Source organism: Pantoea sp. IMH (genome assembly GCF_000599885.1).
Lineage (GTDB): Bacteria > Pseudomonadota > Gammaproteobacteria > Enterobacterales > Enterobacteriaceae > Erwinia.
Genome location: NZ_JFGT01000005.1, coordinates 382963 through 409310 on the forward strand (window position 1 = coordinate 382963; position 26348 = coordinate 409310).

The following is a 26348-nucleotide window of genomic DNA, read 5'->3' on the forward strand; positions in this document are numbered from 1 at the left end:
AGTTTGCAGCACTTTTCATGCGGGAAGGCCCGGCATGCGTACCTTTACTGACAAATGCAGAAGGCAGAGAGACCAGTATTGCGCATCATTATGAAGAGTCAAACGGGGATGGTTTTGACAAATGCGCCCTGAGCATGGGTCTGAGGTAAGAATATCACGTCATCAACCGCGTACGCCGTTGAACACCCCGTCCGTACCGTCCCTGGCATGGGGTTATCTCTCCGCATACAGGTGAGAAAATATAACGGACGCCGCGTGTTAGCTGACCAGCTCCAGTCCGGCGACCTGACGCCAGTAGCCGTTGCAGTGCTGCTGTGAGCTCACGGATAATGGATGTTTACCGGCTTCGTTGGCGCGAAAGCGGCCAATCATCGCCAGCGTTTCCTGACTGTCTGGCGACAGCCGGACGATATCCACCAGTCCCTGCATTGAGATCAGATCGTTGCCAAGGTTATAGCAGTAGCCGCTCATTGTCTGAATGCCGTTCAGCACGAATACCTGCTGATCTTCCTGCGACCGCAGCACACGGCCCTGCGGCCAGTTAATACAGCAGGTCTGGCAGTCATCCTTACCCCGGTTTTCAGCTCTGGCCGTAAAGCAACGGGCGGACCAGGCAAGCGGCAGATGGCCATAGCCCAGCACTTCAACCTCGAACTGATGGCGAATGCCCAATGTTTCACACTGCGTCAGCAGGTTTTTCAGCCAGTCACGCGACAGCTCAACAGGCATGCACCAGCGCACCATACCCATTTTCAGCAGCAGGCGCAGCGTGACGGCGTTGTAACAGTTAAGCGCGTGGCCCGCCACAAAGGGCAGGCCAGCTTCCGCCGCCATATTTACCGTGCCCATATCGTTCGCTTCGATCAGAAACTCACCGTTATCGACGTAGCGTTTCAGTTCAACCAGTTCGGAGCCGGATTGCACCAGCGCCAGCGTAGTGAGCACCACCTGCTTACCGGATGCCGCCAGCGTTTTCGCCATCGCCAGCCAGTCTGCAACTTTCGTTGCGCGACGTTTGCTGCAGACGGCTTCGCCCAGATAGACGATCTCCGCGTCGCTTTCTGCTGCCGCCTGATAAAATTCCTGTAACGTTTCTTTTGGCCAGTACCATAATACCGGGCCGACTGCATATTTCATGGGATATCCTACTGCCATTGACGATGATACGCGCCCAGAGTGGTTTGCGTGCCCTCACTTAATGCACTGAGCGCGGTCATCCAGTTTTGCTGGACGGCAAAAAGCTCAGGATCCGCTTTACAGCGATCGATAGCCTGACGCCAGATGCGGGCAACCTGCTCAACATAAGCCGGGCTGCGCTGACGCCCCTCAATTTTTACCGAGGCGATATTGGCACCCAGTAGTTCGGGTAACAGCGCGAGCGTGTTCAGGCTGGTCGGCTCCTCCAGCGCATGATAGCGGCCGGCATCCACCTTATAGCGGCCCTTACAGAGCGTCGGATAGCCGGCGTTCTCATTGGCCTCGTAGCGGTCAATCAGCACCTCATTCAACCTCGACTCCAGCCCCTGTGGGGTTTGTTGCCAGCGGACGTAACGGGCAGGCGAGCAGGCACCCACCGTATTGGGAGACTCACCGGTCAGGTAAGAAGAGAGATAACAGCGTCCTTCAGCCATAATGCACAGGCTGCCGAAGGCAAAGACCTCCAGCGGTACGGTGGTGGTGCGGGAGAGCTGGCGCACCTGATGCATCGACAGCACGCGAGGCAATACCACGCGGGACACGTCAAAGTAACGCTGGTAAAAATTAACGGCTTCCGCATTGGTCGCGGAGGCCTGGACAGAGACGTGTCGTTCAATGTGGGGATAACGCTCTGTGGCGTATTCCAGCATGGCGATATCGGCCAGTATCAGCGCGTCCGCGCCAGCATTGGCAGCTAAGTCGATCGCTCTCTGCCAGCGCTCGTAGCCATCCGGATGAGCAAAAGTATTGATCGCAACATGCAGTTTACGTCTATGCTGATGCACGTAACGGGCCGCCTCCTGGAGACGTTTTTCGGTGAAATTCAGGCCCGCAAAATGACGGGCGTTGGTGTCATCTTTCAGACCGATATAGACGGCGTCGGCGCCATTTTCAATCGCCGCCTTCAGCGCAGGCAGATTACCGGCGGGGCAAAGCAGTTCCATAAACGCATTCCTGGAAACATAAGAACCGTTAAGTCTAGACAGCCTGGCGAGGACAATTTTTGATTTAAGGCAGCTAATGGCGTATTGATGAGAAACGGATTCGGGGTCATCACGCCATAAGTTGCACGTTTTGTTGATCCAGCCGCCAGATGGGATTTGTCAGTGTGGCAAAATAGCTGAAATTTATTCGTAAGGAGTGAAAATGGTGTTAAACCAGTTACGTGCGCAACTTGTCCGCAAAGGACCGCAATATTTGCGCTTTCCGCTACGATTTGCCCCCTTTGTGCTGAAAAAAAAGCTTCTTCAGCAGCTGCTGGGCTGGCAATTTCATCATGCTCTTGCCGAAGGTGAGTTAGACTTTCTTGAAGGGCGCTGGCTGGGCATTGAAATCCGCGATTTGGGGCTGCGCTGGACGACAACGCTTGAGCAGGGCGTGCTGCGCGTGGAAGAGCGGGATGAGGCGGACGTCTGGTTTCGCGGAGACGCAAACGATCTGGTGCTCGTGGCCGCCCGCAAACAGGACCCGGATACGCTCTTCTTCCAGCGACGTCTGGTGATTGAAGGAGATACTGAACTGGGGCTGGAGGTGAAAAACCTGATGGATGCCATTGAACCTGAACACATGCCGGCACCGTTGCGCTTTGGGATAATGCAACTGGCTGAGCTGGTAGAGAGAGGACTGACTGAGGACGCGACCCCCGCGGATCGCGCAGGTGCATCATGTTAATTCGTACTGAAATCGGGGTGGATGCGGCCAGCATCGACATGCTGTTACGCCGGAGCTTTGAAACCTCTGCGGAAGCGGAGCTGGTTCAGCAACTGCGTGAAGACGGGCTGCTGACGCTGGGCGTGGTGGCGACAGATGATGAAGGTCAGGTGCTGGGCTATGCTGCGTTCAGTCCGGTGACGCTGAACGGTGAAGATCGTCAGTGGGTTGGACTGGCACCGCTGGTGGTCGATGCAAGCGTACGGCGTCAGGGGCTGGGAAAACAGCTGATCTATGAGGGGCTGGATACGCTGAATGAGTTCGGTTACGCCGCCGTGGTAGTGATGGGCGATCCTGCATATTACGGTCGCCTTGGCTTTGAGCCAGCTGCACGCCACCAGCTGCGTTGCCGCTGGCCGGGCACCGAAGCGGCGTTTCAGGTCTATAAGCTCTCCGATGGGGCTTTTGATCAGATTGAAGGCCAGATCGAGTACGCCGCCCCCTTTACCCGTTTTTAAGCGCCTCAAGCCATGCGCTGAGGGAAGCAGGCTGGTGGGTCACCAGCCTGAGCTTATCCTGCCGTTTCAGCTGCTTGACCCGATATTCAAGCCTCGACGCGCTGGCGCGGTCTCCCGCCTCACAGTGAAATATCAGTTCAAGCGGGCCTTTCCCCCGTAGCGCTTTTGCCCCTTTTCCGCTCTGATGCTGTAAAAAACGCCTGGCCACATTATTGGTAATACCGGTGTAAAGCACGCCGCTGGCGGTGCGCACAATATAAAGTCGCCACAGGGTGCTTTCGCTGCTTTCCGTTACGATTTTCTCAAGTCTGCTCATTACATCTGGCCCCTCAATAGCGGATATGTCGCAACGGTATCAGCGCCTGCGGCTGGTAAAAAGCCCCAGGCCTGTGGCAAAGTGGCGGTTTATTCGCGAGGTCAGTATGTCCGATTCCAGTTCGCTTGACGCTATCAGTCGCTATCTCAAGAAACAGCACGTTCTTTCCCTTTGTTGCGGCGATCCTGTGTGGTGCGCCAACTGTTTTTATGTGTTCGATCGCGAACGGGTCGCCTTCTGGATCATGACCGAACAAGAGACCCGGCACGGTCAGCAGATGACCGCCGCTCCGCAGGTGGCTGGTACCATCAACGGACAACCTAAATCCGTTATGCTCATTAAAGGCGTTCAGTATGCCGGACGGATCGCCTTGCTGGAAGGCGAGGACGAAGCGCGTGCGCGCCACTATTATATCCGTCGTTTTCCCGTCGCGGCCCGGGTTTCCGCGCCAGTCTGGGAAATCAGGCTGGATGAACTGAAAATGACCAATAACGCGCTGGGCTTTGGCAAAAAACTGAGCTGGATACGGGAACACTGAGGATTGGGGCAGAACATCTGCCTGACGCGCCAGATACGGATTCAGTGAGTCTGATAGAGAATGCAGGCTGAGCGGGGAGGCGCGAAGCGTGAGCAGGGCAGTGATATAAAGAGAACAAAGCCGGGCGAACCCGGCTCAGTGAGGCTTATGCCGTTTCCAGAATACGTAATGATTCCCGGTTAAACGCGGGAAGATCGTCAGGCGTGCGGCTGGTCACCAGTTTGTCGTTATCAACCACGACTTCTTTATCATAAAAATCCGCGCCGGCATTTTTCAGATCGATGGCGATGGCCTTAACCGACGTCATCTTACGCCCGCGAACGGCGTTAGCGCTGATCAGCAACTGAGGGCCGTGGCAGATGGCAAACACAGGCCGGCCCAGCGCGACAAACTCCTTGGTGAAGTTAACAAAGCGATCGTCACCGCGCAGGCTGTCCGGCGAATGGCCGCCCGGCAGCAGCAGGGCATCAAACTCATCCGCCCTGACGTGATCAATATCTTTATCAATCTTGACCGTCGCCTTCCCCTGTTTGCCGGTAACGGTAACGCCAGCTTTTTTATCAATGGTGACAACCTGATGGCCCGCTTTGGTAAAGGCATCGGCAGGAGAGGTAAATTCTGAATCTTCAAATTCGTCCGTAATCAGAACCGCAATCTTCTTCATTTTTCCTCCGGTTAAAATGTTGTGCAGTATCGCTAAGTGTGGTTGGTCATTCTGAAAAATCAAGCCAGGAAGGATATTCAGACTGCAGATTGCGGAAACGCCTAATCCTTTCTCTGCTTTGGCGGAAGCAGCTAAACTGATTGAAAAGGAGAGAAATTATGAGCCGGGTTCTGATAACGGGCGCTACCGGTCTGGTGGGGCGCCATCTGCTGCGAAAACTGATCGATGAGCCGAAAGTCAGCGAAATTATTGCGCCGACGCGACGCAGGCTGCCGGAAATGAAAAAAGTCATCAACCTTGTCGAAGCCGATCTGACGGACTCACTTGGCCCGCTGAAAACGCCGGTTGATATGGTCTTCTGCTGTCTGGGAAGTACGCGCCGTGAAGCGGGCACGAAGGAGGCTTTTATTCATGTGGACTATACGCTGGTCGTGGATACGGCGATAACGGGTCAGCGGCTGGGCGCGAAACATCTGCTGGTGGTCAGCGCCCACGGCGCTAACAGGCGTTCGCCCTTTTTCTATAACCGGGTCAAAGGCGAGATGGAAAATGCGCTGATGCAGGAGCATTGGCCGCGCCTGACGCTGGTCAGGCCCTCGCTGCTGCTGGGCGATCGCGAAAGCAAGCGCAGCGGGGAATCCTTTATGGCCCCGATCTTTAAGATCCTGCCGGGCAACTGGCGTGCCGTGCAGGCCGCTGATGTAGCGGCAGTCATGATGCGGGAAGCCTTTTCACCCGGTGGGCAGAGCCTGAAAATCATCGAATCGGGCGATATCCCGCAGGAAAACGCATGACTAACCGGTTACCGGGAACATTTGCTCCCTATTTTCGCAGATAATGGATCACCTGATTGCTGCTGCCACGCCAGAGCAGCGCAGGATCTTTCAGTGCCTGAATAAATTTGCCGTCAATGAGCACGTCTAACAGCTCCGTCACTTGCCGCTGGGCTGAGGTGAGCTCAGCCAGCCGGTAGCCCGTCCACATCCAGATATCCTTTTCCGGGCATGTCCGGCGGACGCGCTTCACCAGCCTGAGAATGTCCGCCACATTGGCTGGGTGAAGAGGATCGCCGCCCGTCAGCGACAGCCCCTGGCGCGGAATACGGCTGTCGGTGAGATCGGCGATCAGCTGCTCCTCATGCTCGATTGTGAACGGCGTACCGGAATTGAGCCGCCAGGTACTTTTGTTGTAGCAGCCTTCGCACTGATGCTCACAGCCCGCCACAAACAGCGTACAGCGGGTACCCGGCCCGTTGACAATATCGACCGGGTAGTATTGATGAATATTCATCCCAGCTGGCCCGTTGCCATGTGTTTGACGCGGCGCTTCACTTCTTCCTGCTTGCCTGCGTTGAAAGGGCGCGCATCCGGGCTGCCCAGATAGCCGCAAACCCGCCGGGTTACCGATACGCGGGCAGCGTCATGGTTGCCGCATTTCGGGCAGGTAAAGCCTTTGCTGGTGCATTCAAACTCACCGCTGAAGCCGCACTCGTAGCATTCGTCGATAGGCGTATTGGTGCCGTAGTAGGGAATGCGGCTGTAGCTGTAGTCCCAGACATCCTCCAGCGCCTTCAGGTTGTGCTGGATATTGGGGTATTCGCCGTAGCAAATAAAACCGCCACTGGCGATCGGCGGATAGGCCGCCTCAAAGTCGATTTTATCGTAGGGATTTACCTTCTTCTCCACGTCCAGGTGGAAGCTGTTGGTGTAGTAGCCTTTATCGGTAACCCCAGGCACCACGCCAAACTCGGCGGCGTCCAGACGGCAGAAACGGTCGCAAAGATTTTCGCTTGGCGTACTGTAAAGGCTGAAACCGTAGCCGGTCTCCTCTTTCCAGCTGTCGACGGCCTCGCGCAGGCGGCTGACGATAGCCACGGCTTTTTCACGCAGCGCGGCATCATCATAAAGATGCGTCTGGCTGCCATAGAGTGCGTTAATGGTTTCATGCAGGCCGATATAACCCAGCGAAATGGAAGCGCGCCCGTTTTTGAAAATCTCCGCCACGTTATCATCGGCATTAAGGCGAACGCCGCAGGCACCTTCCATATAAAGTATTGGCGCGACGCGGGCTTTAACGTTCTCCAGCCGCGCGATACGGGTCATCAGCGCCTTTTTCGCCAGCAGCAGACGGCGATCCAGCAGCGCCCAGAAAGCGGCCTCATCGCCTGCTGTTTCCAGCGCAATTCTTGGCAGGTTCAGGCTGATGACGCCAATATTGTTGCGACCTTCATGCACCAGCTCGCCATTTTCTTCCCAGGCATTGAGAAAGCTCCGGCAGCCCATCGGCGTTTTAAACGAGCCGGTGACTTTCACCACCTGTTCATAGTTAAGGATGTCGGGATACATGCGCTTGCTGGCGCACTCCAGCGCCAGCTGCTTAATGTCATAATTCGGATCGGACGGTGCACGGTTGAGACCCGCTTTAATGGCGAACACCAGCTTGGGGAAGACCGCCGTTTTATGATTTTTGCCTAAGCCGGCGATGCGGTTGCGCAGGATGGATTGCTGAACCAGCCGCGCCGCCCAGCAGGTACCAAGACCAAAGCCGAAAGTCACAAACGGCGTCTGGCCGTTAGCGGTATGGAGCGTGTTCACTTCATATTCAAGCGACTGGAAGGCGTCGTAACACTCTTTCTCCGTGCGGGTATGAGCATAGGCGTCGGGATCGGGGATCTGCCACTCTTCGGCAATGACGCGATGCTTCTGCAAGCTGGCCTCAACGAAAGGCGCCAGCACTTCATCAATACGATTGATGGTGGTGCCGCCGTAGATGTGGCTGGCTACCTGCGCAATAATCTGCGCGGTGACGGCGGTGGCCGTGGAGATCGATTTTGGCGGTTCGATCTCCGCATTGCCCATTTTAAATCCGTGGGTCAGCATGCCTTTCAGGTCGATCAGCATACAGTTGAACATCGGAAAGAAAGGGGAATAGTCGAGATCGTGATAGTGGATCTCACCCCGCTCGTGCGCCTGCACCACGTCGCGCGGAAGGATATGCTGCGTGGCGTAATGTTTCGCCACGATCCCCGCCAGCAGGTCGCGCTGGGTAGGGATCACTTTACTGTCCTTATTGGCGTTTTCATTCAGTAATGCCGGGTTACTCTGCTCGACCAGACCGCGAATCGCCTTATTCAGATTGCCACGCAGTTCGCGGGCAATATCTCTGTCGTGACGGTATTCAATATAGGTACGGGCCAGTTCGGGATAAGGGCCTGCCATCAGGTGATTTTCAACCGCTTTCTGAATATCACTGATATCCACGCTTTCCTGCGGCTGAAGCTGCTGACAAATCTCACGGGTAACGCGACTGCAGTATGGGCCATCATCAATGCCCGCTGCCCGCGCCGCGCCGCGCACGGCGTCGTGAATGCGTGCTTCATCAAAAGCGACCTTGCAGCCATCCCGTTTTATTACCCTGGAAACCATGACCTTCCCTCGCGCTAAGTAACTATATGTAGGTTTTGACAGGCATAGTAAACGCTATATATAGTGTTTTCGCCTTTTTTAACTGCCACTTTATTGACCTGAAACAAAGATTAAAAAAGGACGCAGCAAAGTTAATCAGTTGCGTTAGCCTCGATTGTTGGCAAAACGGGAAGAGAAATGAACAGGGGGTACAAAGCGTGAAGCGGGAGGAAATGAGGGATCCTGCCAGCAAGCATTTTGCCGCTTCCTGAGGTGATGATGCCCGGAGAATAACCGTGCCTTTCCGGAAAATTTGCGCACCGCAAGGCTTAACACGGTTGCATAACAGGTGGAGGAATTCATATTATTGCCTGTTATGCAGAGCAAACACGCGGTTGCTCAGGTTCCGGGACACTCTCTGATGCCTTCTGTGACATACAATGAAAAACAGGTAAGCCGATGGATCGGTGCGCGCACCGTCGCCAGAGCGAAAGGCCTGGTGGAAAAAGCGCAGAATATTCACTGGGAAAATAACCTGCTGACCGGTGAAGTCCCCGGAAGGAAAATCGAACCTTTTCAGGTGATCGTCCATTTCAGCCAGCCTCAGGGGCAGCTGCATGCCAGCGGTGAATGTACCTGCCCGGTGAAAAATAACTGTCGCCACGTGGCGGCGGTGATGCTGGCGTGGCTGCACCGCCCACAGGCCGGTAAGGTGGATATGGCCGCAGGCAGCATCAGCGTGGCCCCCGTTCCGGTACTCCGGCTGGAGTCCCGCGCAAAATTCATCAGCGGGTTTGGCCGTTATGGTCACCGACAGAAGCGGCTGGACTTTGCTGCCCTCAGTTTTGACTATGCGGGCGTCAGCGTTGCCGCAGGCAGTAGCGGTAATCGCTTTGCCGATCGCGAAGGGCGTTTGTTTCATGTCGATCGCCAGCTGGAACGCGAGCAGCAGTGGCTGGCAGAGATAAATGCGGCCGGCCTGCGCACGATCCCCGCTGCGCATATCTACACGCCTGCATCCGCGCCGCTGCCGCCCCTGATATTCGCACCGGAAACGCCCGCCTTCTGGCGGGAGGTGATCCGTACCACGCTGCCTGCGCTACGCAGGCAGGGCTGGCAGGTCAGCATGGACGAGGATTTCACCTGGAACGTTACCGATATCAGGACGATACATGGCCGGGCGGAACAGGATCAGGATGGCTGGTTCAGGCTGACGCTGGAGGCGAAGGTGGGTCGCAGACAGCAGAATCTGCAGCCGTTGCTAACCTCGCTGTTTCAGCAGGATCGCCGCTGGTTCGCTGGCGATCTCTCCCTTATCCCTGACGAGGAAGTGATTGAGCTGCGCAGCGATCGCAACGAGCGGCTGCATATTAATGCCGGTACGCTCAAGCCCGTCTTGGGTAATCTGATCGATCTCTTTACGCAGGAGAGTGACGCACCGCTGCGGCTGCCGCCGTTCGAAGCGGGCAGGCTGACGGCGCTGAGCGATACCGGACGCTGGCAGTTTTATGGTGAAAGCGGCGTTTATGCGCTGGCTGAACGGCTGCGCTCAAGCGAAGGTATTCTGCCTGTTGCGCCACCGGAAGGGTTACATGCCCGGCTGCGTGATTATCAGCAGCAGGGGGTGAACTGGATGCAGTTCCTGCGTGCGCACGATCTCTCCGGCATACTGGCTGATGATATGGGGCTGGGCAAAACCATTCAGACGCTGGCGCACCTGCTGCTGGAAAAAGAGGCCGGACGGCTCGACCGCCCCGCGCTTATCGTGGTGCCGACGACGCTGGTCTATAACTGGATGCAGGAAGCCAGCCGCTTTGCGCCTGGGCTTAAGGTACTTGCGCTGACCGGATCTGGGCGTAAGGCGTTCTATGACAGCATCGGGCACTATGACATTGTGCTGACGACCTACTCACTGCTCTGGCGCGATCAGCCGCAGCTGCTCAGCTTCAGCTATCACCTGCTTATCCTTGATGAAGCGCAGTATGTCAAAAACAGCGCCTCGCGGGCAGCCTCCGTCATCCGTACGCTGAAGTCCCGCCATCGTCTCTGCCTGACCGGCACGCCGCTGGAAAACCACCTGGGTGAACTCTGGTCGCAGTTTGATTTTCTGCTGCCGGGCTTTCTGGGCAGTGAAAAAGCGTTTACCCAGGCGTGGCGGATCCCGATTGAGCGCAACGGCGATCGGGTCCGGCGTGAACTGCTGGCCCGACGCGTCAGGCCCTTTATGCTGCGGCGCCGGAAGATGGAGGTGGCAAAAGAACTGCCGCCGAAAAATACCATTATCCGCTCGGTAGCGCTGGAAGGCTCGCAGCATGAGCTGTATGAATCGGTCCGCAGCGCCATGCAGGATCGCGTCCGTCTGGCGATCGAGCAGCAGGGCGCCGGACGCAGCCATCTGCTGGTGCTGGATGCGCTGCTGAAGCTGAGGCAGATCTGCTGCGATCCACGGCTGGTCAGCACGGATAAAGCGGTAAAAGTGAAGCACTCGGCCAAGCTGGCGCTGCTGCGGGAAATGCTCAGCGAGCTGCTGGCGGAAGATCGCCGGATCCTGATCTTTTCACAGTTTACGACGATGCTTTCGCTGATAGCCGAAGAGTTGCAGAAAGCCCGGATCCCCTTTGTCACGCTCACGGGAAGCACGCGGGATCGCAACGAACCGGTGCGCCGTTTTCAGGAAGGTGAAGTGCCGGTATTTCTGATCAGCCTTAAAGCGGGCGGTGTCGGTCTGAACCTGACGGCGGCGGATACGGTGATCCACTACGATCCCTGGTGGAATCCGGCCGCAGAAAACCAGGCGAGCGATCGCGCCTGGCGCCTGGGTCAGGATAAGCCGGTGTTTGTTTACAAGCTGATTGCGGCAGGCACGATTGAAGAGAAAATCGTTTCCCTCCAGCAGCAGAAAGCGGAACTGGCGGGCGGGATCCTCGAAGAGGGACTGAGCGATCCCGCTATATTGAGCAGTGAGGATCTTGCAGCACTGTTCGAGCCGGTCTGATCCCCGTTTAAGTCACTTCGCCGTGTCAGGATCGGGTGTTGGCATCCGGTCTGGCACGCGGTTCTGGCCCTTCCGATCCCGGTTTGAGCGGCCTCGCCCTGTCAGGATAGGACGCTGGCATCCGCTTCCCGGTTCAGCCCCGCTTCTGATACCACCATACGGCTTCCCAGGGTCGCAGCATGACTTCGCCCGGTGTTACATGCGTGTCCGGATAGTTGCTTATCAGCACCTCCCAGTGGCCGCTATAGGCCGGCGGATGCCAGACCTGTGTATCACCACTGAAGTTGGTGGCGACCACCAGCGTCTCATTCCCCATACGGCGGCAGTAGCACCAGAGATAAGGATGCTCTGGCAGCAGGTCCAGGTAGTCTCCCCAGGTCAGAATCGCATACTCTTTACGCAACCTGATCAGTTTCTGATAGGTGTAAAATACTGACTGCTCATCGGCGACTACGGCTTCGGCATTGATGGTTTCGATGTTATCGCACATCCCGATCCAGGGCGTGCCGGTGGTAAATCCGCCGTTTTCGCCCGCGTTCCACGGAATTGGCGTACGCCCGTTATCGCGGGATTTACTGGCAAGGATCGCCAGCAGGTTATCGCTGTCACGTCCCTGCGAGCGCAGCTCGGCATACATGTTATGGCTTTCAATATCGCGATAGTCGAGGATGCGCGTAAAGTGCGGGTTGGTCATGCCCAGCTCTTCGCCCTGAAAAATATAGGGCGTGCCCTGCATACCGTGCAGCACCATCGCCAGCATTTTCGCCGACTGAACGCGATACTGACCTTCATCGCCCCAGCGGGAAACCACGCGCGGCTGATCGTGGTTACACCAGAACAGCGCGTTCCACGCTTTGTTGTGCATCCCCTGCTGCCAGTGGGTGAAGATCGCCTTCTGCGCCACCAGGTCAAGCGGCGTCAGCGTCCACTTCTGGCCGTTGTAAAAATCGACCTCAACGTGATCGAAGCTGAACACCATCGACAGCTCTTCACCGCTCAATGCACCATAGCGCTGGCAGTGCTCCAGCGTGGCGGAAGACATTTCGCCCACGGTCATCAGCTCGCGCGGCTTGAACACGTCACGGCTCATCTCCTGCATATATTCGTGAATGCGCGGACCGTCGGTATAGTAGCGAAGCCCGTCTCCGTTAGGATCATCCGGGAAATCCAGATGTTTTGACACCAGATTCACCACGTCCAGCCGCAGGCCATCAATGCCTTTATCCGCCCAGAAGTTAACAATCTGCTTCAGCTCGGCGCGCAGATTGTCATTTTCCCAGTTGAGTTCAGCCTGCTCGGGCGCCCAGAGGTGCATATAGTACTGGCCACTTTCCGGATGCCAGCGCCACGCGCTGCCGCCAAACTTGGAAAGCCAGTTATTAGGCGGCTCGGTGGGCGTGCCGTCACGCCAGATATAATAGGAACGGTACGGGCTTTCCCGATCGAGCGCCTCATGGAACCAGTGATGCTGGGTGGAGCTGTGGTTAAATACCATGTCCAGAATCAGGCGCATACCGCGACGGTGAGTCTCCTCAACCAGCGTATCGAAGTCGGCCATGGTACCGAAAATAGGATCGATAGCGGTATAGTTGGCAACGTCGTAGCCGTTATCCACCTGCGGTGAAATATAGAACGGCGTCAGCCAGATAGCGTCCACGCCCAGTTTCTTCAGATAGTCCAGCCGCTGAACCACGCCTGCCAGATCGCCCATGCCGCTGCCCGTCGTATCCTGGAAGCTTTTGGGATAAATTTGGTAAATCACGCCGTTTTGCCACCAGGGTGGAATTTTATTCATTGCTCAATCCCGTTATCAGGGTGAAAAGATCCGCCCGTTCTTATGAAGATGCTTTGCTTTTTTAATCTCTTACTAAGGTTAGCTATTAACTCAGAAGGTGAAACCGTCGCGCCAGTACTACGGGTAAAAATTTTTTTCCGGCTGTAACACAATTGCGGTAACGGCCTCTCCTGTATACCCCTGCCCAATGAAGGCAGCCGAAAAAAGTGAGAATAATCCGGCGTTAAGCCCATCACAAAATCGCGGCTCCCGGCGGCGGCCTGCCTTGTGTTACTTGATGTGTGTCGCGAATTATGTTTTATGAAGGTTTGTGCGTTTTTTACCCCGCATCCCTTCAGGAGAGTGCCCTCGTGCCCAGACCTCTGCGTTATACGCTGCTCGTAACCTCACTGCTTGCCACTTTCGCCACCTTTGCCGCACCCGCAGGAAACCTGCCGCTCATGCCCTGGCCTCAGCAGGTGAAACAGCCTGCCGGCGGGGGAAAGCTCGTGCTGGATAACCTTTTTTCGGTACGCGTTGAGGGCGACAACCTGGATAACGCGGTATCCCGGCTGCGTCAGCGTGTGGGACTGCAAACGGGCTGGGAAATGATGCCACAGACGACGACGCCGGCGAAGCCCACGATGCAAATCATTATCAGACAGCGGGTCGATCCACTGCCGCAGCCTGACAGCGATGAAAGCTACAACCTGAAGGTTTCTGCCGGGGGTATCAGGCTGGAGGCCGCTACCCGCTTTGGCGCGCTGCACGGTATGGAGACATTGTTACAGCTGGTTGAGAATACGCCACAAAATAGCGTTATCCCCTGGGTTGAGATTCAGGACAGCCCGCGCTTCCCCTGGCGGGGGATCCTGATCGATTCAGCCCGGCATTTTATGCCGCTGGAAACTATTCGCCGGCAGATCGATGGCATCGCCGCCGCACGAATGAACGTCTTTCACTGGCATCTGACGGACGATCAGGGCTGGCGTTTCGCCTCTGAGCATTTTCCGCAGCTGCAGGAAAAGGGCAGCGACGGCCTCTTTTATACCCAGCAGGAGATGAAAGCGATCGTGAGTTATGCGGCGGAGCGTGGCGTGCGTGTCGTACCGGAGATCGATTTCCCTGGCCATGCAACGGCGCTGGCGGCGGCGATGCCGGAGCTGATCAGCGCGCCGGGGCCTTTCCAGATTGAACGTGGCTGGGGGGTGTTCAAACCGCTGCTCGATCCCAGCAATGAAAAAGTGTATGACTTTATCGATAGGCTGATCGGCGAGGTGGCAGCGATATTCCCCGATCCCTGGATACATATCGGCGGTGATGAAGTCGATGCCACTCAGTGGAAGGACTCAGCGACCATCCAGCGCTTTATGCAGCAGAACGGCCTGAAGGATGAGCATGCCCTGCAGGCCTGGTTTAACCAGCGCGTGGAAAAAATCCTCGAAAAACATCAGCGCAAAATGGTCGGGTGGGATGAAATTGCGCATCCCGATCTGCCGCGCAGCATTTTGATCCAGTCATGGCAGGGCCAGGATGCGCTGGGTGAAGTCAGCAAGAATGATTATCGTGGCATCCTTTCCGCCGGTTTCTACCTCGATCAGGCCCAGCCTGCGTCCTATCACTATCGCAATGAAGTCTATCCGGTGGGTCTGGAAGGCCAGGATCGGTTGCAGCCGGGCGAGGAGGCGCAAAGCTGGTCATTCACTATGCCGCGCCTGAAAGGCAGTGAGGTGAAAGGCAGCTTTACGCTTATCCGGCATGAGGATCGCTGGCGTGGGTTTATTGATTTTGCTGGCAAAGCGCGGCGCATGGTACGCGATGTGCACTGGTTATCGCCCGACCGGGTGACGTTTGAGGTGGATACCTGGATGGGCGTTTTCAAACCGGTTGTCACCCTGAACGACAGCCTGAGCGGCTATATGCTGGTGGGCAATGTGCGCTATCCCGTCCAGGGGAGCAAGCTGAAGAACATCCCGGAAGGTATTCAGCCTGAGGTGCCGGACGCGCAGCAGATGAAGGCGAATCTGCTGGGCGGTGAGGCAGCGCTCTGGGCGGAGATCGTCAATGCCCAGGTTATTGATACCCGTCTCTGGCCGCGCGCCTTTGTGGTGGCAGAACGCCTCTGGTCAGCGAAGGACGTCACCAGCGAAGAGAATATGTACCGTCGCCTGGCTGCCGTGGACGGCTGGTCAGCGGTGTCGGTTGGCCTGCAGCAGCACGCTCAGGCACAGCGGCAGATGATACGCCTGGCCAACGGCAGCGATATTCTCCCGTTACAGATCCTGGCCGAAGCGCTGGAACCGGCACAGTATTACACCCGACAGCATCTGAAATTCCAGGCGGGGCATTACGATTTGAGCGAGCCGCTAAACCGCCTTGCGGATGTTTTGCCTGCGGAAAGTCAGAAAGTGCGGGAGCTGGATCGTCAGCTGGACGCGCTGATAAAAAATCCTGGCGATCGGCAGGCGATGCAGGCGGTGCGTCATCAACTGACGGCGTGGCAGCAGAACGTACCGGCGGTCCTGCCGCTGCTCAGTCAGAACTATCAGCTGAAGCCGCTGGAACCGGTCGCCCGTCAGCTTGCCGCCGTCAGCGCCATGGGGCTGACGCTGCTCGATGCGCTGGAGCAGGATAAGGCCGTTGAGGCTCAGCAAAAGGCAGCGATGCAGGAGACACTGGATAACGCGGCGGCCACGCAGGATGAGGTGGTGATCGCGCTGGTCTATCCGGTTGAGAAACTGCTCAGGGCAGGAAAATAGCATAACGCCTCTCCCGCCAGCGGGAGAGGCGCTGGCATCAGCGACGGACAGCGATCGCTTCGATTTCGATTTTCACATCTTTCGGCAGACGGGCCACTTCCACACAGGAGCGCGCCGGGAAGCTGGCGTTATGCTCGGTAAAGAACGCTTCATACGCGGCGTTAACTGTGGCGAAGTCGTTCAGATCTTTAACGAACACGGTCGTTTTGACGATATCGCCGACCTGCAGGCCGGCAGCCTCGACGATGGCCTTCACATTCTCCAGCGACTGACGCGCCTGTGCCGTTACGTCTTCGGCGACGGCGCCCGTTTTTGGGTTAACCGGGATCTGACCAGAGGTGATAATCATGCTGCCGAGATCGACGCCCTGTACGTAAGGTCCGATGGCGGCAGGGGCGTTTTCAGTACTGATTTCACGAGTCATAATTTCTCCATGAACAATGTTCGGTTCAGGGCGCTGCCGCACCCGTTGGTTTCCGGCGGGTGCGGCAATGCCCTTTGTGAAAAGATGTCTATCAGGCTGTGATAAACACCGGCTGAAGCGGCACGCTGCCGCCTGCTACCGCCTCATTATATGACGCGGTCCGGCGATTACCAGTTCGCCAGCACCACGTGATGAGCGAAGCCTTTTTCGCAATATTTACAGGTTAACTGCACCTCATCGTTCCGTTTTTTCACGGTAAAGCTGGAGTAAACCGGCTCGCTGAGGCTGATGCAGTTGCTGTTCGGGCAGGTCAGGACCCGCTCAATCCGCTCTGGCAGCGTTGGGGCAATTTTTCCCACCACGTCATAATTATCAATCCGGTTAACCGTGGCGTGCGGGGCGTAAACGGCCAGCTGGTTAATCTGATCGTCAGTCAGAAAGGTATTTTCAATCTTAATCAGGTCCTTACGCCCCAGCTCGCGCGAAGGCAGATTGAGGCCGATAGTGATGCGCTGATCGGTCTCCGTCAGGCGGAACAGCGAGAGCAGCTTAAAGCCGATCTGCGCCGGGATATGGTCAATGACCGTGCCACGCTTAATCGCTTCGACCTGAAGTTTATTATCCTGCGTCATTCTCGTTCCCCCTTACAAAGCCAGTTCGCTGTTCAGCACCAGCGCCAGAAGCGCCTGGCGCGCATAGATGCCGTTGCCCGCCTGCTGAAAGTACCAGGCGTACGGCGTGCTATCCACGTCGGTGGTGATCTCATCAATCCGCGGCAGTGGATGCAGGACTTTCATATTGTCACGCGCGCCCGCCAGATCTGCCGCACGCAGGATAAACTGCGCTTTGACGTTGGCATATTCGGACGGGTCGAGGCGCTCTTTCTGGACGCGGGTCATATAGAGAATATCCACCTGCGGCACCACTTCTTCGATGCTGTCGTGGCGGCTCCACTGAATGCCTTTTTCATCCAGCATATCGGTAATATAGGCGGGCATGGCCAGCGCATCTGGCGCAATAAACCAGAAACGGTTGCCGTCAAATTTCGCCAGCGCCTGCGCCAGCGAATGGACGGTACGCCCGTACTTCAGATCGCCGACCATCGCTATGTTCAGGTTATCCAGACGGCTCTGGGTTTCCCTGATGGTAAACAGATCCAGCAGCGTCTGCGTGGGATGCTGGTTTGCGCCATCACCGGCGTTAAGGATCGGCACGCCGCCTGAAAACTCGGTCGCCAGGCGCGCCGCCCCTTCCTGAGGATGGCGCATCACGATGGCATCCACATAGGTGCCGATGACCGAAATCGTGTCAGCCAGCGTCTCGCCCTTTTTGCCCAGCGAGGTGTTGCCGCCGTCGGCAAAGCCCACCACCGAGGCGCCGAGGCGGTGCATGGCGGTCTCAAAAGAGAGCCGGGTACGCGTGGAGGCCTCAAAAAAACAGCTCGCCACCACGGCGTGCCGGAGCAGCTCCGGCTGCGGGGTCGCTTTCAGGCTGGCCGCGGTATGCAGCACCAGTTCCAGCTCGTCGCGGTTCAGATCGTTAATCGAAATAATATGTTTTTGATACAGCGGATTGGCCATCTCCACACCTCTTATACGTGCCGGCTGGCGGAAAAACGGACAAAAAAAAGCCCCTCAATGAGGGGCTTTTTTCTATGATCGGTGATGCCGGAACAGGAAAAACGGCACTGCCCGCCTGTGGCGAGGCGCGTCAGTTCAGCAATGTTAACGGTGCTCAGTTTCATGCATTCTCCCGGCAAACGGGGAGGATTATACGCCTTCAGGCCACTGCGGCAAGTAAAAAACGACAGGCGGGTAATCGTTTGCCCGCCCCGCTATCAGTGCAGTTTGGCCAGCGTTGCGACCATCACCGCCTTGATCGTATGCAGGCGGTTTTCTGCCTGGTCGAACACCACGCTATGAGGCGATTCAAACACTTCATCGGTCACTTCCATACCGCCGTGCAGGTCATACTGCTCCGCCATCTGGCTGCCAAGCACGGTCTGATCGTCATGAAAGGCGGGCAGACAATGCAGAAACTTCACCTGCGGATTGCCGGTCAGCGCAAGCATGGCGCGGTTAACCTGATAATCCCTCAACAGCGCGATGCGCTCCTGCCAGACCGCTTTCGGCTCGCCCATCGATACCCAGACGTCGGTATAGATAAAATCGGCGCCGTTCACGCCTTCAGCCACATCTTCAGTCAGGGTGATTTTGCCGCCGGTCTTCTCCGCCGCCTGACGGCATTCCGCCACCAGCGCCGCTTCCGGCCAGCACGCCTTCGGCGCGACCAGGCGCAGATCCAGCCCGACCAGCGCGGCGGCTTCCATCATGGTATTTCCCATGTTGTTGCGCGCATCTCCCACATAGGCGAGCGTCATCTGACTGAATGCTTTCTCCGGCAGATGCTCCTGCATGGTCAGCAGGTCAGCAAGCAGCTGAGTAGGGTGAAACTCATCGGTCAGGCCGTTCCATACCGGCACACCCGCATGTTCCGCCAGCGATTCAACCAGCGCCTGACCATAACCGCGATACTGAATACCGTGATACATCCGGCCAAGCACGCGCGCGGTATCCTTCATCGACTCTTTATGGCCGATCTGGCTGCCGCTTGGCCCAAGATAGGTGACGTTGGCGCCCTGATCGTAGGCGGCAACTTCGAAAGAGCACCGGGTGCGGGTCGAGTCTTTTTCGAAGATGAGCGCAATGTTTTTCCCCTCGAGGTGCCGGGTTTCTTCACCATTTTGCTTGTCGGTTTTCAGGGTGGCGGCCAGCGCCAGTAGGGCGGTTAACTCGGCGGGGGTAAAATCGAACAGCCTGAGAAAGTGGCGTTGATATAACTGACTCATAAAGCACTCCGGAGATTAATAAATGAATTAAAATTCAATTTAAACGTATGGATATGCATTTTCAACCCCAGCGGCAAGAAACTTTTCTATAAAGGTAGTGGCAGGATGGGCAGTGTGGGAAAATACTTGTCAAAGATGCCACACATTGAGGAACGGATCATGGCTAATGAAGCATTGCTGGAAGAGCAGCGTGAAGAGACGCGGCTGATTATTGAAGAGCTGCTGGATGACGGCAGCGATCCCGATGCGCTTTACACCATCGAACACCACCTCTCCTGCGACAGTTTCGACGCGCTGGAAAAGGCGGCGGTGGAAGCGTTTAAACTCGGTTATGAAGTCACCGAGCCTGAAGAGCTGGATCTGGAAGATGGCACCAAGGTGATGTGCTGCGACATTCTCAGCGAAGGTGCGCTGAATGCAGAGCTGATTGACGCACAGGTGGAACAGCTGATCGATCTGGCAGGAAAATACAACGTGGATTACGACGGCTGGGGCACCTACTTCGAAGATCCGGATGCAGAAGATGAGGACGATGACGGTGAAATGATTGACGATGAGGACAACGGCATTCGTCACTAACCGTTCTGGCCGGGGAGGGAACATCTCCCCGGCACTTTATGACCACGCTTTTAATGGATCGTTATTCCCGCATGAACACCGAGCACCTGCTTGCCCCCATTCACGCTTTTCTGCACTGTAAAACCCCTCAGGCCTGGACAGATGAAGCCCGCAAGCCGGAGAATCTGCCGCTGCTGCTGACCGATCATCTGGTCTGTGAACTGAAGGCGGCGCAAACGGCAATGTGGCTTATCCGCAAATATGTGGCCGACAAAGAGAGCGGCGAAGCGCTGCTGGCCTGGCTCAGGCCCTGGGAACAGTTTGTCCACAGTGAAAATGTTGACCTGGCGTTTCTTGAGCAGCAGAAAGGGTTATCGAAAGCGATTATCAGCCGGACGGAAGTCCCCTATGGTGACAATCTCGTCGACAAGATGGTCCTGCTGATTAAAGAAGAACTGCACCATTTCTGGCAGGTGCTGGAAATTATGCAGGCGCGTAACATCCCCTATATCAAAATCACCGCCAGCCGTTACGCCAAAGGGCTGATGCGGGAAGTGACCACGCACGAGCCGCAGACGCTGGTGGATAAGCTGATTTGCGGGGCCTACATCGAAGCTCGCTCCTGCGAACGCTTTGCCAGCCTCGCGCCTTATCTGGATGCGGAACTGGCCGCTTTTTATATCTCGCTGTTGCGCTCTGAAGCGCGCCACTACCAGGATTACCTGGCGCTGGCGGCGGAGATCTCAGCCACGGATATCAGCGCCCGGGTAAGGAAAATTGGTGAAACGGAAGCGAAGCTTATTCAGGAACCGGACAGCGAACTGCGCTTTCACAGCGGCGTACCGGCTTTCAGGACATAAGAAGCGGTCAGGCGTTAATTCAGCATGGTGCTGAGGCTCGCTTATTCAGCATGGTCTTAACGATCGCAGCATGGTCACTTCACAATCCACATGGCCGGTGTTGCCCATTGGCCCGTCGATATGCTGAAAGCCCAGATGCTCATAAAGCCGCACGGCGCGGGTCAGCGAGGCGGTGGTTTCAAGGTAGCAGCGCTGAAATCCCCGCTCGCGGGCAAAATCCATCGCCTGCATCGCCAGTTCTCGTGCCATGCCCATACCGCGAATGGCCGGCATAAAATACATTTTTTGCAGTTCGCAGGTACCCTCATCACCGCCCTGAAGCGGCGCCACGCCGCCGCCGCCGAGCACTTTCCCTTCCAGTTCTATCACCCAGTAGGCGCTGTTGGCCTCACTGTAGCGTTCAAACAGGCGGTCAAGATCGGGGTCAGAGACGGTAAAACCTTTATCGGCGGTCAGGCCAAATTCAGCGGAAACGTCGCGGATAACCTGGGCGATATGCGGATTATCCGCGGCCTGAATAGGCCGGACCCGCAGTCGGGTTGGGAGCGTTGTCATAGTCGGTGCCGTTCATTTTCTGATCCAATGGCAGTGTAATAACACCGCCAGCGACGGGATGCAATCCTGTACCAGAGGAAGCATGAGCCTTAAAGCTGCACCGGGTTAATCGCAGGCATGAAAAAGGCCCGGCAAAGTGCTTACCGGGCCTGACAGATGCAGAAAGGATTTACAGTGCTTTAATCACTTCCTGCTGCTCAATCAGCTTCGCTTTGGCCTGCTCAAAACCGGCCATGCGCTCACGCTCTTTCGCCACGACGGCTTCCGGTGCGCGGGAAACAAAGCCTTCATTGGAGAGCTTGCCTTCGATCTTACCGATTTCCACTTCCAGCTTGGTCACTTCCTTCGCCAGACGCTCCAGCTCGGCGGTTTTATCCACCAGGTCGGCCATCGGGATCAGCAGTTCCGCACCCTCGATAATCTTGGTGACGGAAACCGGCGCTTCCTCACCGGCGGCCAGGCAGCGCAGGCTGTCCAGACGCGCCAGCGTTTTCAGGAAGTTATGGTTATCAGTCACCCGGCGCACCACGTCGGCGCTGGCGCCACGCAGCAGCACTTCCAGCGGTTTCGATGGCGGCAGATTCATCTCGGCACGAATATTACGTACCGCGACAATTGCCTGCTTCAGCCATTCGGTATCGTTCAGCGCGGCGTCATCCACCTTCGCCTCATCAAAGGCTGGCATCGGCTGCAGCATGATGGTGTCATCGCTGATGTTTTTCAGCACTTTCACCTGCTGCCAGATGGTTTCGGTAATAAACGGAATGATCGGATGCGCCAGGCGCAGCAGTGCTTCCAGAACATTCACCAGCGTATTACGGGTACCGCGCAGCTGAGCTTCTGAACCGCCGTTCATTACCGGCTTGGCCAGCTCCAGATACCAGTCGCAGAACTGGTTCCAGGTGAACTCATAAAGGATATTGGCCGCGATATCGAAACGATAGCTGTCCAGCGCGCCGCGATACGCTTTCACCGTCTGGTTAAATTCAGCGATGATCCAGCGATCCGCCAGCGACAGTTCAAGCTCGCCGCCGTTAAAGCCGCAATCCTGATCCTGAGTGTTCATCAGCACAAAGCGGCTGGCGTTCCACAGCTTATTACAGAAGTTGCGGTAACCTTCCAGGCGTTTCATATCCCAGTTGATATCACGACCGGTGGAAGCGAGTGCCGCCAGGGTAAAGCGCAGGGCATCGGTGCCGTGCGGCTCGATGCCGTTCGGGAACTGCTTCTCGGTGCGCTTGCGGATTTTGTCCGCCAGCTGCGGCTGCATCATATTGCCGGTGCGCTTCTCCAGCAGATCTTCCAGCGAAATGCCGTCTACCATATCCAGCGGATCGATGACGTTGCCTTTCGACTTGGACATCTTCTGGCCTTCATCATCGCGGATCAGACCGGTCATATAGACGGTCTTGAACGGCACCTGAGGCTTGCCGTTCTCATCTTTGATAAAGTGCATGGTCAGCATGATCATGCGGGCGATCCAGAAGAAGATGATGTCGAAGCCGCTGACCAGCACGCTGGTAGGATGGAAGGTGCGCAGCGCATCGGTATTCTCAGGCCAGCCCAGCGTGGAGAAAGTCCACAGGCCGGAAGAGAACCAGGTGTCCAGCACGTCTTCATCCTGGTTCAGCGCCACCTCTGCCCCCAGGTTATTTTCCGCACGGACTTCTTCCTCGGTACGGCCAACGTAGACGTTGCCTTCGGCGTCATACCAGGCCGGGATACGGTGACCCCACCAGAGCTGGCGGGAGATACACCAGTCCTGAATGTCACGCATCCAGGAGAAGTACATGTTTTCATACTGCTTCGGCACGAACTGGATATCACCCTGCTCAACGGCTTCAACGGCCACTTTCGCCAGCGGCGCGGTACGCACGTACCACTGATCGGTCAGCATCGGCTCAATCACCACGCCGCCGCGATCGCCGTAAGGCACGGTCAGGTCGTGCGGTTTGATCTCATCCAGCAGGCCCAGCGCGTCAACGGCCGCCACCACAGCTTTACGGGCGGCAAAGCGCTCCAGATTCTGGAATTCCGCCGGGATAGCCGGATCGCAGACGTTGCTCTCCTCACCGTTGGTATCGTAAACCTGCGCCTCTTCACGGATATTACCGTCAAAGGTCAGGATATTAATCATCGGCAGCTGGTGACGACGGCCTACTTCATAGTCGTTGAAGTCGTGCGCAGGCGTGATTTTCACGCAGCCGGTGCCTTTTTCCATGTCGGCGTGCTCGTCGCCCACAACCGGAATACGGCGGTTCACCAGCGGCAGCACCACGAATTTGCCAATCAGATCTTTGTAGCGCGGATCTTCCGGGTTAACGGCCACACCGGTATCGCCCAGCACCGTCTCAGGACGGGTGGTGGCGACAACCAGATAATCTTTGCCATCGGCGGTTTTCGCACCGTCGGCCAGTGGATAGCGGATATGCCACATTGAGCCTTTAGACTCACGGTTTTCCACTTCCAGATCGGAGATTGCGGTGCGCAGTTTCGGATCCCAGTTAACCAGGCGCTTGCCGCGGTAAATCAGGTTCTCTTTATAGAGGCGGACAAACACTTCTTTGACGGCGTTGGAGAGGCCGTCATCCATGGTGAAGCGCTCGCGCTCCCAGTCCACGGAGTTACCCAGACGGCGCATCTGGCGGGTAATGGTGCCGCCGGATTCCGCTTTCCACTGCCAGATCTTGTCAATGAAGGCATCACGGCCATAATCCTGACGGGTTTTTCCTTCTTCAGCGGCGATTTTACGCTCGACCACCATCTGGGTAGCGATACCCGCGTGATCGGTACCGGCCTGCCACAGGGTGTTTTTTCCCTGCATGCGCTGGTAGCGGATCATGGTATCCATGATGGTCTGCTGGAAAGCGTGTCCCATATGCAAGCTGCCGGTAACGTTCGGCGGCGGGATCATGATGCAGAAGCTTTCCTGGCGGGTGTCGCCATGCGGTTTGAAGTAGCCCTGCTTTTCCCAGTGCTCGTAAAGCGGCTGTTCGATCTCTTGCGGGTTATATGTCTTTTCCATTTCTGCTATGTCTTAGGCACGGGCGGCGTGGCCGTATTCAAGTGGAATCCAACGCTGCGATACGCCTTAAAGCGTTCGCGCGCCAGCTGTTTCAATGATTCTTCAGTCGGGACAAAGTCTATCACTTCATGGAAAGCGGTGGCAAAATCCACAAAGTAGGGCAGCAGGCTGATCAGCAGATCGCGCGGGGCGTTGCCGCGCCGCTGTGGCCAGGCCAGCTCCACCGGCGCGCCATACTTTGGCCCTTCGCCCGCCAGGTTATGGGGAACAAAGGCGCTGGCGGGGCGCTGCCACAGCGCCTCATCCAGCCGGATCGCCTGCGCTTCATCCTCACAGGCGATCAGCACGCGTTTCCCCTCGCGCCAGCGCGTCTCCGCCAGCTCACAGGCCAGCGCTTCCAGCGCGCTGAGGCCCGCAACCGGCGTATCGGTTTCCAGCAGATAAAAGGTGGCGTTTTTCATAACTGAGCCTGCTACTGAATAAAAACGGGCGGAAAAATTCCGCCCTGAAATTGACTGCCGTAATTTTACAGGCTGCACCCTGGGCGGGTCGAATAAAATCGACCCGCCGGCGGATTAATCGTCGCCGTTAAGGCCGGCGCGGTTCAGCAAAAACTGTGACAGCAGAGCGACCGGACGACCGGTGGCGCCTTTGGCTTTGCCGGAGCGCCAGGCCGTACCGGCAATATCCAGGTGCGCCCAGTTGTATTTACGGGTGAAGCGCGCAAGGAAGCTGGCTGCGGTAATGGCGCCGCCAGGACGACCACCAATGTTTGCCATATCGGCAAAGTTGGAGTCGAGCTGCTCCTGATATTCATCGGCCATCGGCAGACGCCATGCGCGATCGCCCGCCTGCTCAGAGGCGCCAATCAGCTCATGGGCCAGCGGATTATGGTTCGAGAGCAGACCGCTGATATGGTGCCCCAGCGCGATGACGCAGGCACCGGTCAGGGTGGCGACGTCAATCACCACATCCGGGTCGAAACGCTCGACGTAGGTCAGGGCGTCGCACAGCACCAGACGGCCTTCCGCATCGGTATTCAGCACTTCGACGGTCTGGCCGGACATGGTAGTGAGGACATCGCCCGGACGGTAGGCGCGGCCGCCCGGCATATTTTCACAGCCGGCCAGCACGCCCACCACGTTCAGCGGCAGGTTCAGCTCAGCGACCATGCGCATCACGCCGTAGACCGACGCCGCGCCGCACATATCGTATTTCATCTCATCCATGGCTTCGCCAGGCTTGATCGAGATGCCGCCTGAGTCGAAGGTCACGCCTTTGCCGACCAGCACAATCGGTTTGCTTTCCGGATCCGGGCTGCCTTTATATTCGATAACCGACATCAGGGATTCGTTCTGCGAACCCTGGCCGACCGCCAGATAGGCGTTCATGCCCAGCTCTTTCATCTGCTGCTCGCCGATAACGCGGGTCGTGATGTTTTTGCTGTAGGCGTCCGCCAGCTGGCGTGCCTGAGAAGCCAGATAGGCAGCGTTACAGATATTCGGCGGCATATTGCCGAGATCTTTTGCCGCCTTCACGCCTGCCGCCACGGCCAGGCCGTGCTGGATCGCGCGTTCGCCGCTGGTCAGTTCGCGACGGGTTGGCACGTTGAACACCATCTTGCGCAGCGGGCGGCGTGGCTCAACCTTATTGCTCTTAAGCTGGTCGAAGCTGTACAGCGTCTCTTTAGAGGTTTCAACCGCCTGACGCACTTTCCAGTAGGTGTTGCGGCCCTTAACGTGCAGTTCGGTGAGGAAGCAGACGGCCTCCATAGAGCCCGTATCGTTAAGCGTATTAATGGTTTTCTGAATAACCTGCTTATACTGGCGCTCGTCAAGCTCGCGCTCTTTGCCACAGCCGATCAGCAGGATGCGCTCTGACAGAATATTCGGCACGTGATGCAGCAGGAGCGTCTGGCCCGGTTTACCTTCCAGTTCCCCACGACGCAGCAGGGCGCTGATGTAGCCATCGCTGATTTTATCCAGCTGTTCAGCTATCGGTGACAGTCTGCGCGGCTCAAACACGCCGACCACAATGCAGGCACTGCGCTGTTTTTCCGGGCTACCGCTTTTTACACTGAACTCCATGCACTCTCCTGAATCTTAAAGACAACGGCGCTTGCTGCGGCTAGAATGGTGCGCTTTCATAACGTCCGCTGCCGGGGCACAACGCCGTTAAGGGTAACGGGCGACAGATTTAGTTTCGGTGATTACCCGCCAGATTGGGGTAAAATGGTGTTTCTACCTCACCAGAACGCGATTAT

General features: G+C 56.8%; 23 protein-coding genes. 8 read left to right on the plus strand and 15 right to left on the minus strand.

Features of this window, described 5'->3' with window-relative positions; all coding sequences use genetic code 11:
• Positions 1-258: 258 nt before the first annotated feature.
• Together EA20_RS0110055 and EA20_RS0110060 are read right to left on the minus strand one after the other, a co-directional pair.
• Positions 259-1137: a U32 family peptidase gene (locus EA20_RS0110055; protein WP_024966701.1), complete on the minus strand. Its 879-nt coding sequence runs from the start codon at positions 1135-1137 to the stop codon at positions 259-261.
• An 8-nt stretch (positions 1138-1145) separates the two neighbouring features.
• Positions 1146-2141, minus strand: a complete 996-nt coding sequence (locus EA20_RS0110060) for a peptidase U32 family protein (protein ID WP_024966702.1) — start codon at positions 2139-2141, stop codon at positions 1146-1148.
• Between the two features lie 202 nt (positions 2142-2343).
• Here EA20_RS0110060 and EA20_RS0110065 point away from each other — a divergent pair, with 202 nt between their 5' ends.
• Positions 2344-2868 carry an SCP2 domain-containing protein gene (locus EA20_RS0110065; RefSeq protein ID WP_200868316.1) on the plus strand — a complete coding sequence of 175 codons (525 nt, stop codon included), beginning with the start codon at positions 2344-2346 and terminating at the stop codon, positions 2866-2868.
• The gene (locus EA20_RS0110070) at positions 2862-3365 is read left to right on the plus strand and encodes a GNAT family N-acetyltransferase (protein WP_024966704.1); all 504 of its coding nucleotides are present in this window, start codon (positions 2862-2864) and stop codon (positions 3363-3365) included. The genes EA20_RS0110065 and EA20_RS0110070 overlap by 7 nt, the downstream gene beginning before the upstream one ends.
• On the opposite strand, the gene EA20_RS0110075 is transcribed toward EA20_RS0110070, so the two are convergent.
• Positions 3352-3681 (minus strand): GIY-YIG nuclease family protein, encoded by a 330-nt coding sequence (locus tag EA20_RS0110075; RefSeq protein ID WP_024966705.1) that lies wholly within the window; start codon positions 3679-3681, stop codon positions 3352-3354. The genes EA20_RS0110070 and EA20_RS0110075 overlap by 14 nt on opposite strands.
• A gap of 106 nt (positions 3682-3787) precedes the next feature.
• On the opposite strand from EA20_RS0110075, the gene EA20_RS0110080 reads away from it, so the two are divergent.
• A complete protein-coding gene (locus EA20_RS0110080) occupies positions 3788-4219 on the plus strand; it encodes a YhbP family protein (RefSeq protein ID WP_024966706.1) in 432 nt (143 codons plus the stop codon).
• A 145-nt stretch (positions 4220-4364) separates the two neighbouring features.
• Here the strand turns inward: EA20_RS0110080 and EA20_RS0110085 are convergent, their stop codons facing one another.
• Positions 4365-4883 (minus strand): type 1 glutamine amidotransferase domain-containing protein, encoded by a 519-nt coding sequence (locus EA20_RS0110085; protein WP_024966707.1) that lies wholly within the window; start codon positions 4881-4883, stop codon positions 4365-4367.
• Positions 4884-5041: 158 nt separating this feature from the next.
• On the opposite strand from EA20_RS0110085, the gene EA20_RS0110090 reads away from it, so the two are divergent.
• Complete coding sequence (locus EA20_RS0110090) at positions 5042-5677, plus strand: NAD(P)H-binding protein (protein ID WP_024966708.1); 636 nt, start codon at positions 5042-5044, stop codon at positions 5675-5677.
• A gap of 28 nt (positions 5678-5705) precedes the next feature.
• On the opposite strand, the gene nrdG is transcribed toward EA20_RS0110090, so the two are convergent.
• Together nrdG and nrdD are read right to left on the minus strand one after the other, a co-directional pair.
• Positions 5706-6173: an anaerobic ribonucleoside-triphosphate reductase-activating protein gene (gene nrdG / locus EA20_RS0110095; protein WP_024966709.1), complete on the minus strand. Its 468-nt coding sequence runs from the start codon at positions 6171-6173 to the stop codon at positions 5706-5708.
• Positions 6170-8308, minus strand: coding sequence for an anaerobic ribonucleoside-triphosphate reductase (gene nrdD, locus EA20_RS0110100; protein WP_024966710.1), 2139 nt, complete (start codon positions 8306-8308; stop codon positions 6170-6172). The genes nrdG and nrdD overlap by 4 nt, the downstream gene beginning before the upstream one ends.
• A 400-nt stretch (positions 8309-8708) precedes the next feature.
• Between nrdD and EA20_RS0110105 the strand changes: the two genes are divergently transcribed.
• On the plus strand, positions 8709-11282 hold the full coding sequence (locus tag EA20_RS0110105; RefSeq protein WP_024966711.1) for a DEAD/DEAH box helicase: 2574 nt from the start codon (positions 8709-8711) through the stop codon (positions 11280-11282).
• 133 nt (positions 11283-11415) lie between these two features.
• On the opposite strand, the gene treC is transcribed toward EA20_RS0110105, so the two are convergent.
• On the minus strand, positions 11416-13077 hold the full coding sequence (gene treC / locus EA20_RS0110115) for an alpha,alpha-phosphotrehalase (protein ID WP_024966712.1): 1662 nt from the start codon (positions 13075-13077) through the stop codon (positions 11416-11418).
• A gap of 350 nt (positions 13078-13427) precedes the next feature.
• Here treC and EA20_RS0110120 point away from each other — a divergent pair, with 350 nt between their 5' ends.
• Positions 13428-15815: a beta-N-acetylhexosaminidase gene (locus tag EA20_RS0110120; protein WP_051516350.1), complete on the plus strand. Its 2388-nt coding sequence runs from the start codon at positions 13428-13430 to the stop codon at positions 15813-15815.
• Positions 15816-15852: 37 nt separating this feature from the next.
• Here EA20_RS0110120 and ridA read toward each other — a convergent pair whose 3' ends face one another.
• The 4 genes from ridA to argF form a co-directional block, all read right to left on the minus strand.
• Positions 15853-16239 carry a 2-iminobutanoate/2-iminopropanoate deaminase gene (ridA, locus tag EA20_RS0110125; RefSeq protein WP_024966714.1) on the minus strand — a complete coding sequence of 129 codons (387 nt, stop codon included), beginning with the start codon at positions 16237-16239 and terminating at the stop codon, positions 15853-15855.
• Positions 16240-16406: 167 nt separating this feature from the next.
• Entirely contained in the window at positions 16407-16871 is a 465-nt protein-coding gene (pyrI, locus tag EA20_RS0110130; RefSeq protein WP_024966715.1) for an aspartate carbamoyltransferase regulatory subunit, read from the minus strand.
• 12 nt (positions 16872-16883) lie between these two features.
• Positions 16884-17819 carry an aspartate carbamoyltransferase gene (gene pyrB / locus EA20_RS0110135; RefSeq protein WP_024966716.1) on the minus strand — a complete coding sequence of 312 codons (936 nt, stop codon included), beginning with the start codon at positions 17817-17819 and terminating at the stop codon, positions 16884-16886.
• 257 nt (positions 17820-18076) lie between these two features.
• Positions 18077-19087 (minus strand): ornithine carbamoyltransferase, encoded by a 1011-nt coding sequence (argF, locus tag EA20_RS0110145; RefSeq protein ID WP_024966717.1) that lies wholly within the window; start codon positions 19085-19087, stop codon positions 18077-18079.
• A 159-nt stretch (positions 19088-19246) separates the two neighbouring features.
• On the opposite strand from argF, the gene rraB reads away from it, so the two are divergent.
• Both rraB and miaE read left to right on the plus strand, forming a co-directional pair.
• Positions 19247-19666, plus strand: a complete 420-nt coding sequence (rraB, locus tag EA20_RS0110150) for a ribonuclease E inhibitor RraB (RefSeq protein WP_024966718.1) — start codon at positions 19247-19249, stop codon at positions 19664-19666.
• 71 nt (positions 19667-19737) lie between these two features.
• Positions 19738-20505 carry a tRNA isopentenyl-2-thiomethyl-A-37 hydroxylase MiaE gene (gene miaE, locus EA20_RS0110155; protein ID WP_024966719.1) on the plus strand — a complete coding sequence of 256 codons (768 nt, stop codon included), beginning with the start codon at positions 19738-19740 and terminating at the stop codon, positions 20503-20505.
• Between the two features lie 45 nt (positions 20506-20550).
• Here miaE and EA20_RS0110160 read toward each other — a convergent pair whose 3' ends face one another.
• The 4 genes from EA20_RS0110160 to pepA all read right to left on the minus strand — a co-directional run bounded on the left by EA20_RS0110160 (position 20551) and on the right by pepA (position 26172).
• Positions 20551-21060: a GNAT family N-acetyltransferase gene (locus EA20_RS0110160; RefSeq protein WP_024966720.1), complete on the minus strand. Its 510-nt coding sequence runs from the start codon at positions 21058-21060 to the stop codon at positions 20551-20553.
• Positions 21061-21229: 169 nt separating this feature from the next.
• Positions 21230-24085, minus strand: a complete 2856-nt coding sequence (locus EA20_RS0110165; protein WP_024966721.1) for a valine--tRNA ligase — start codon at positions 24083-24085, stop codon at positions 21230-21232.
• 5 nt (positions 24086-24090) lie between these two features.
• On the minus strand, positions 24091-24546 hold the full coding sequence (locus tag EA20_RS0110170) for a DNA polymerase III subunit chi (protein ID WP_024966722.1): 456 nt from the start codon (positions 24544-24546) through the stop codon (positions 24091-24093).
• A 114-nt stretch (positions 24547-24660) separates the two neighbouring features.
• Complete coding sequence (gene pepA, locus EA20_RS0110175; protein WP_024966723.1) at positions 24661-26172, minus strand: leucyl aminopeptidase; 1512 nt, start codon at positions 26170-26172, stop codon at positions 24661-24663.
• Between the last annotated feature and the right edge of the window lie 176 nt (positions 26173-26348).

Coding starts and splice junctions, on each gene's coding strand:
- nrdD (WP_024966710.1), bottom strand. CDS start 8,308: ATGGTTTCCAGGGTAATAAAACGGGATGGCTGCAAGGTCGCTTTTGAT.
- ridA (WP_024966714.1), bottom strand. CDS start 16,239: ATGACTCGTGAAATCAGTACTGAAAACGCCCCTGCCGCCATCGGACCT.
- EA20_RS0110105 (WP_024966711.1), top strand. CDS start 8,709: ATGCCTTCTGTGACATACAATGAAAAACAGGTAAGCCGATGGATCGGT.
- pyrB (WP_024966716.1), bottom strand. CDS start 17,819: ATGGCCAATCCGCTGTATCAAAAACATATTATTTCGATTAACGATCTG.
- miaE (WP_024966719.1), top strand. CDS start 19,738: ATGAACACCGAGCACCTGCTTGCCCCCATTCACGCTTTTCTGCACTGT.
- nrdG (WP_024966709.1), bottom strand. CDS start 6,173: ATGAATATTCATCAATACTACCCGGTCGATATTGTCAACGGGCCGGGT.
- pepA (WP_024966723.1), bottom strand. CDS start 26,172: ATGGAGTTCAGTGTAAAAAGCGGTAGCCCGGAAAAACAGCGCAGTGCC.
- EA20_RS0110070 (WP_024966704.1), top strand. CDS start 2,862: ATGTTAATTCGTACTGAAATCGGGGTGGATGCGGCCAGCATCGACATG.
- treC (WP_024966712.1), bottom strand. CDS start 13,077: ATGAATAAAATTCCACCCTGGTGGCAAAACGGCGTGATTTACCAAATT.
- argF (WP_024966717.1), bottom strand. CDS start 19,087: ATGAGTCAGTTATATCAACGCCACTTTCTCAGGCTGTTCGATTTTACC.
- EA20_RS0110065 (WP_200868316.1), top strand. CDS start 2,344: ATGGTGTTAAACCAGTTACGTGCGCAACTTGTCCGCAAAGGACCGCAA.
- EA20_RS0110080 (WP_024966706.1), top strand. CDS start 3,788: ATGTCCGATTCCAGTTCGCTTGACGCTATCAGTCGCTATCTCAAGAAA.
- EA20_RS0110085 (WP_024966707.1), bottom strand. CDS start 4,883: ATGAAGAAGATTGCGGTTCTGATTACGGACGAATTTGAAGATTCAGAA.
- EA20_RS0110055 (WP_024966701.1), bottom strand. CDS start 1,137: ATGAAATATGCAGTCGGCCCGGTATTATGGTACTGGCCAAAAGAAACG.
- EA20_RS0110170 (WP_024966722.1), bottom strand. CDS start 24,546: ATGAAAAACGCCACCTTTTATCTGCTGGAAACCGATACGCCGGTTGCG.
- EA20_RS0110060 (WP_024966702.1), bottom strand. CDS start 2,141: ATGGAACTGCTTTGCCCCGCCGGTAATCTGCCTGCGCTGAAGGCGGCG.
- EA20_RS0110160 (WP_024966720.1), bottom strand. CDS start 21,060: ATGACAACGCTCCCAACCCGACTGCGGGTCCGGCCTATTCAGGCCGCG.
- rraB (WP_024966718.1), top strand. CDS start 19,247: ATGGCTAATGAAGCATTGCTGGAAGAGCAGCGTGAAGAGACGCGGCTG.
- pyrI (WP_024966715.1), bottom strand. CDS start 16,871: ATGACGCAGGATAATAAACTTCAGGTCGAAGCGATTAAGCGTGGCACG.
- EA20_RS0110090 (WP_024966708.1), top strand. CDS start 5,042: ATGAGCCGGGTTCTGATAACGGGCGCTACCGGTCTGGTGGGGCGCCAT.
- EA20_RS0110075 (WP_024966705.1), bottom strand. CDS start 3,681: ATGAGCAGACTTGAGAAAATCGTAACGGAAAGCAGCGAAAGCACCCTG.
- EA20_RS0110165 (WP_024966721.1), bottom strand. CDS start 24,085: ATGGAAAAGACATATAACCCGCAAGAGATCGAACAGCCGCTTTACGAG.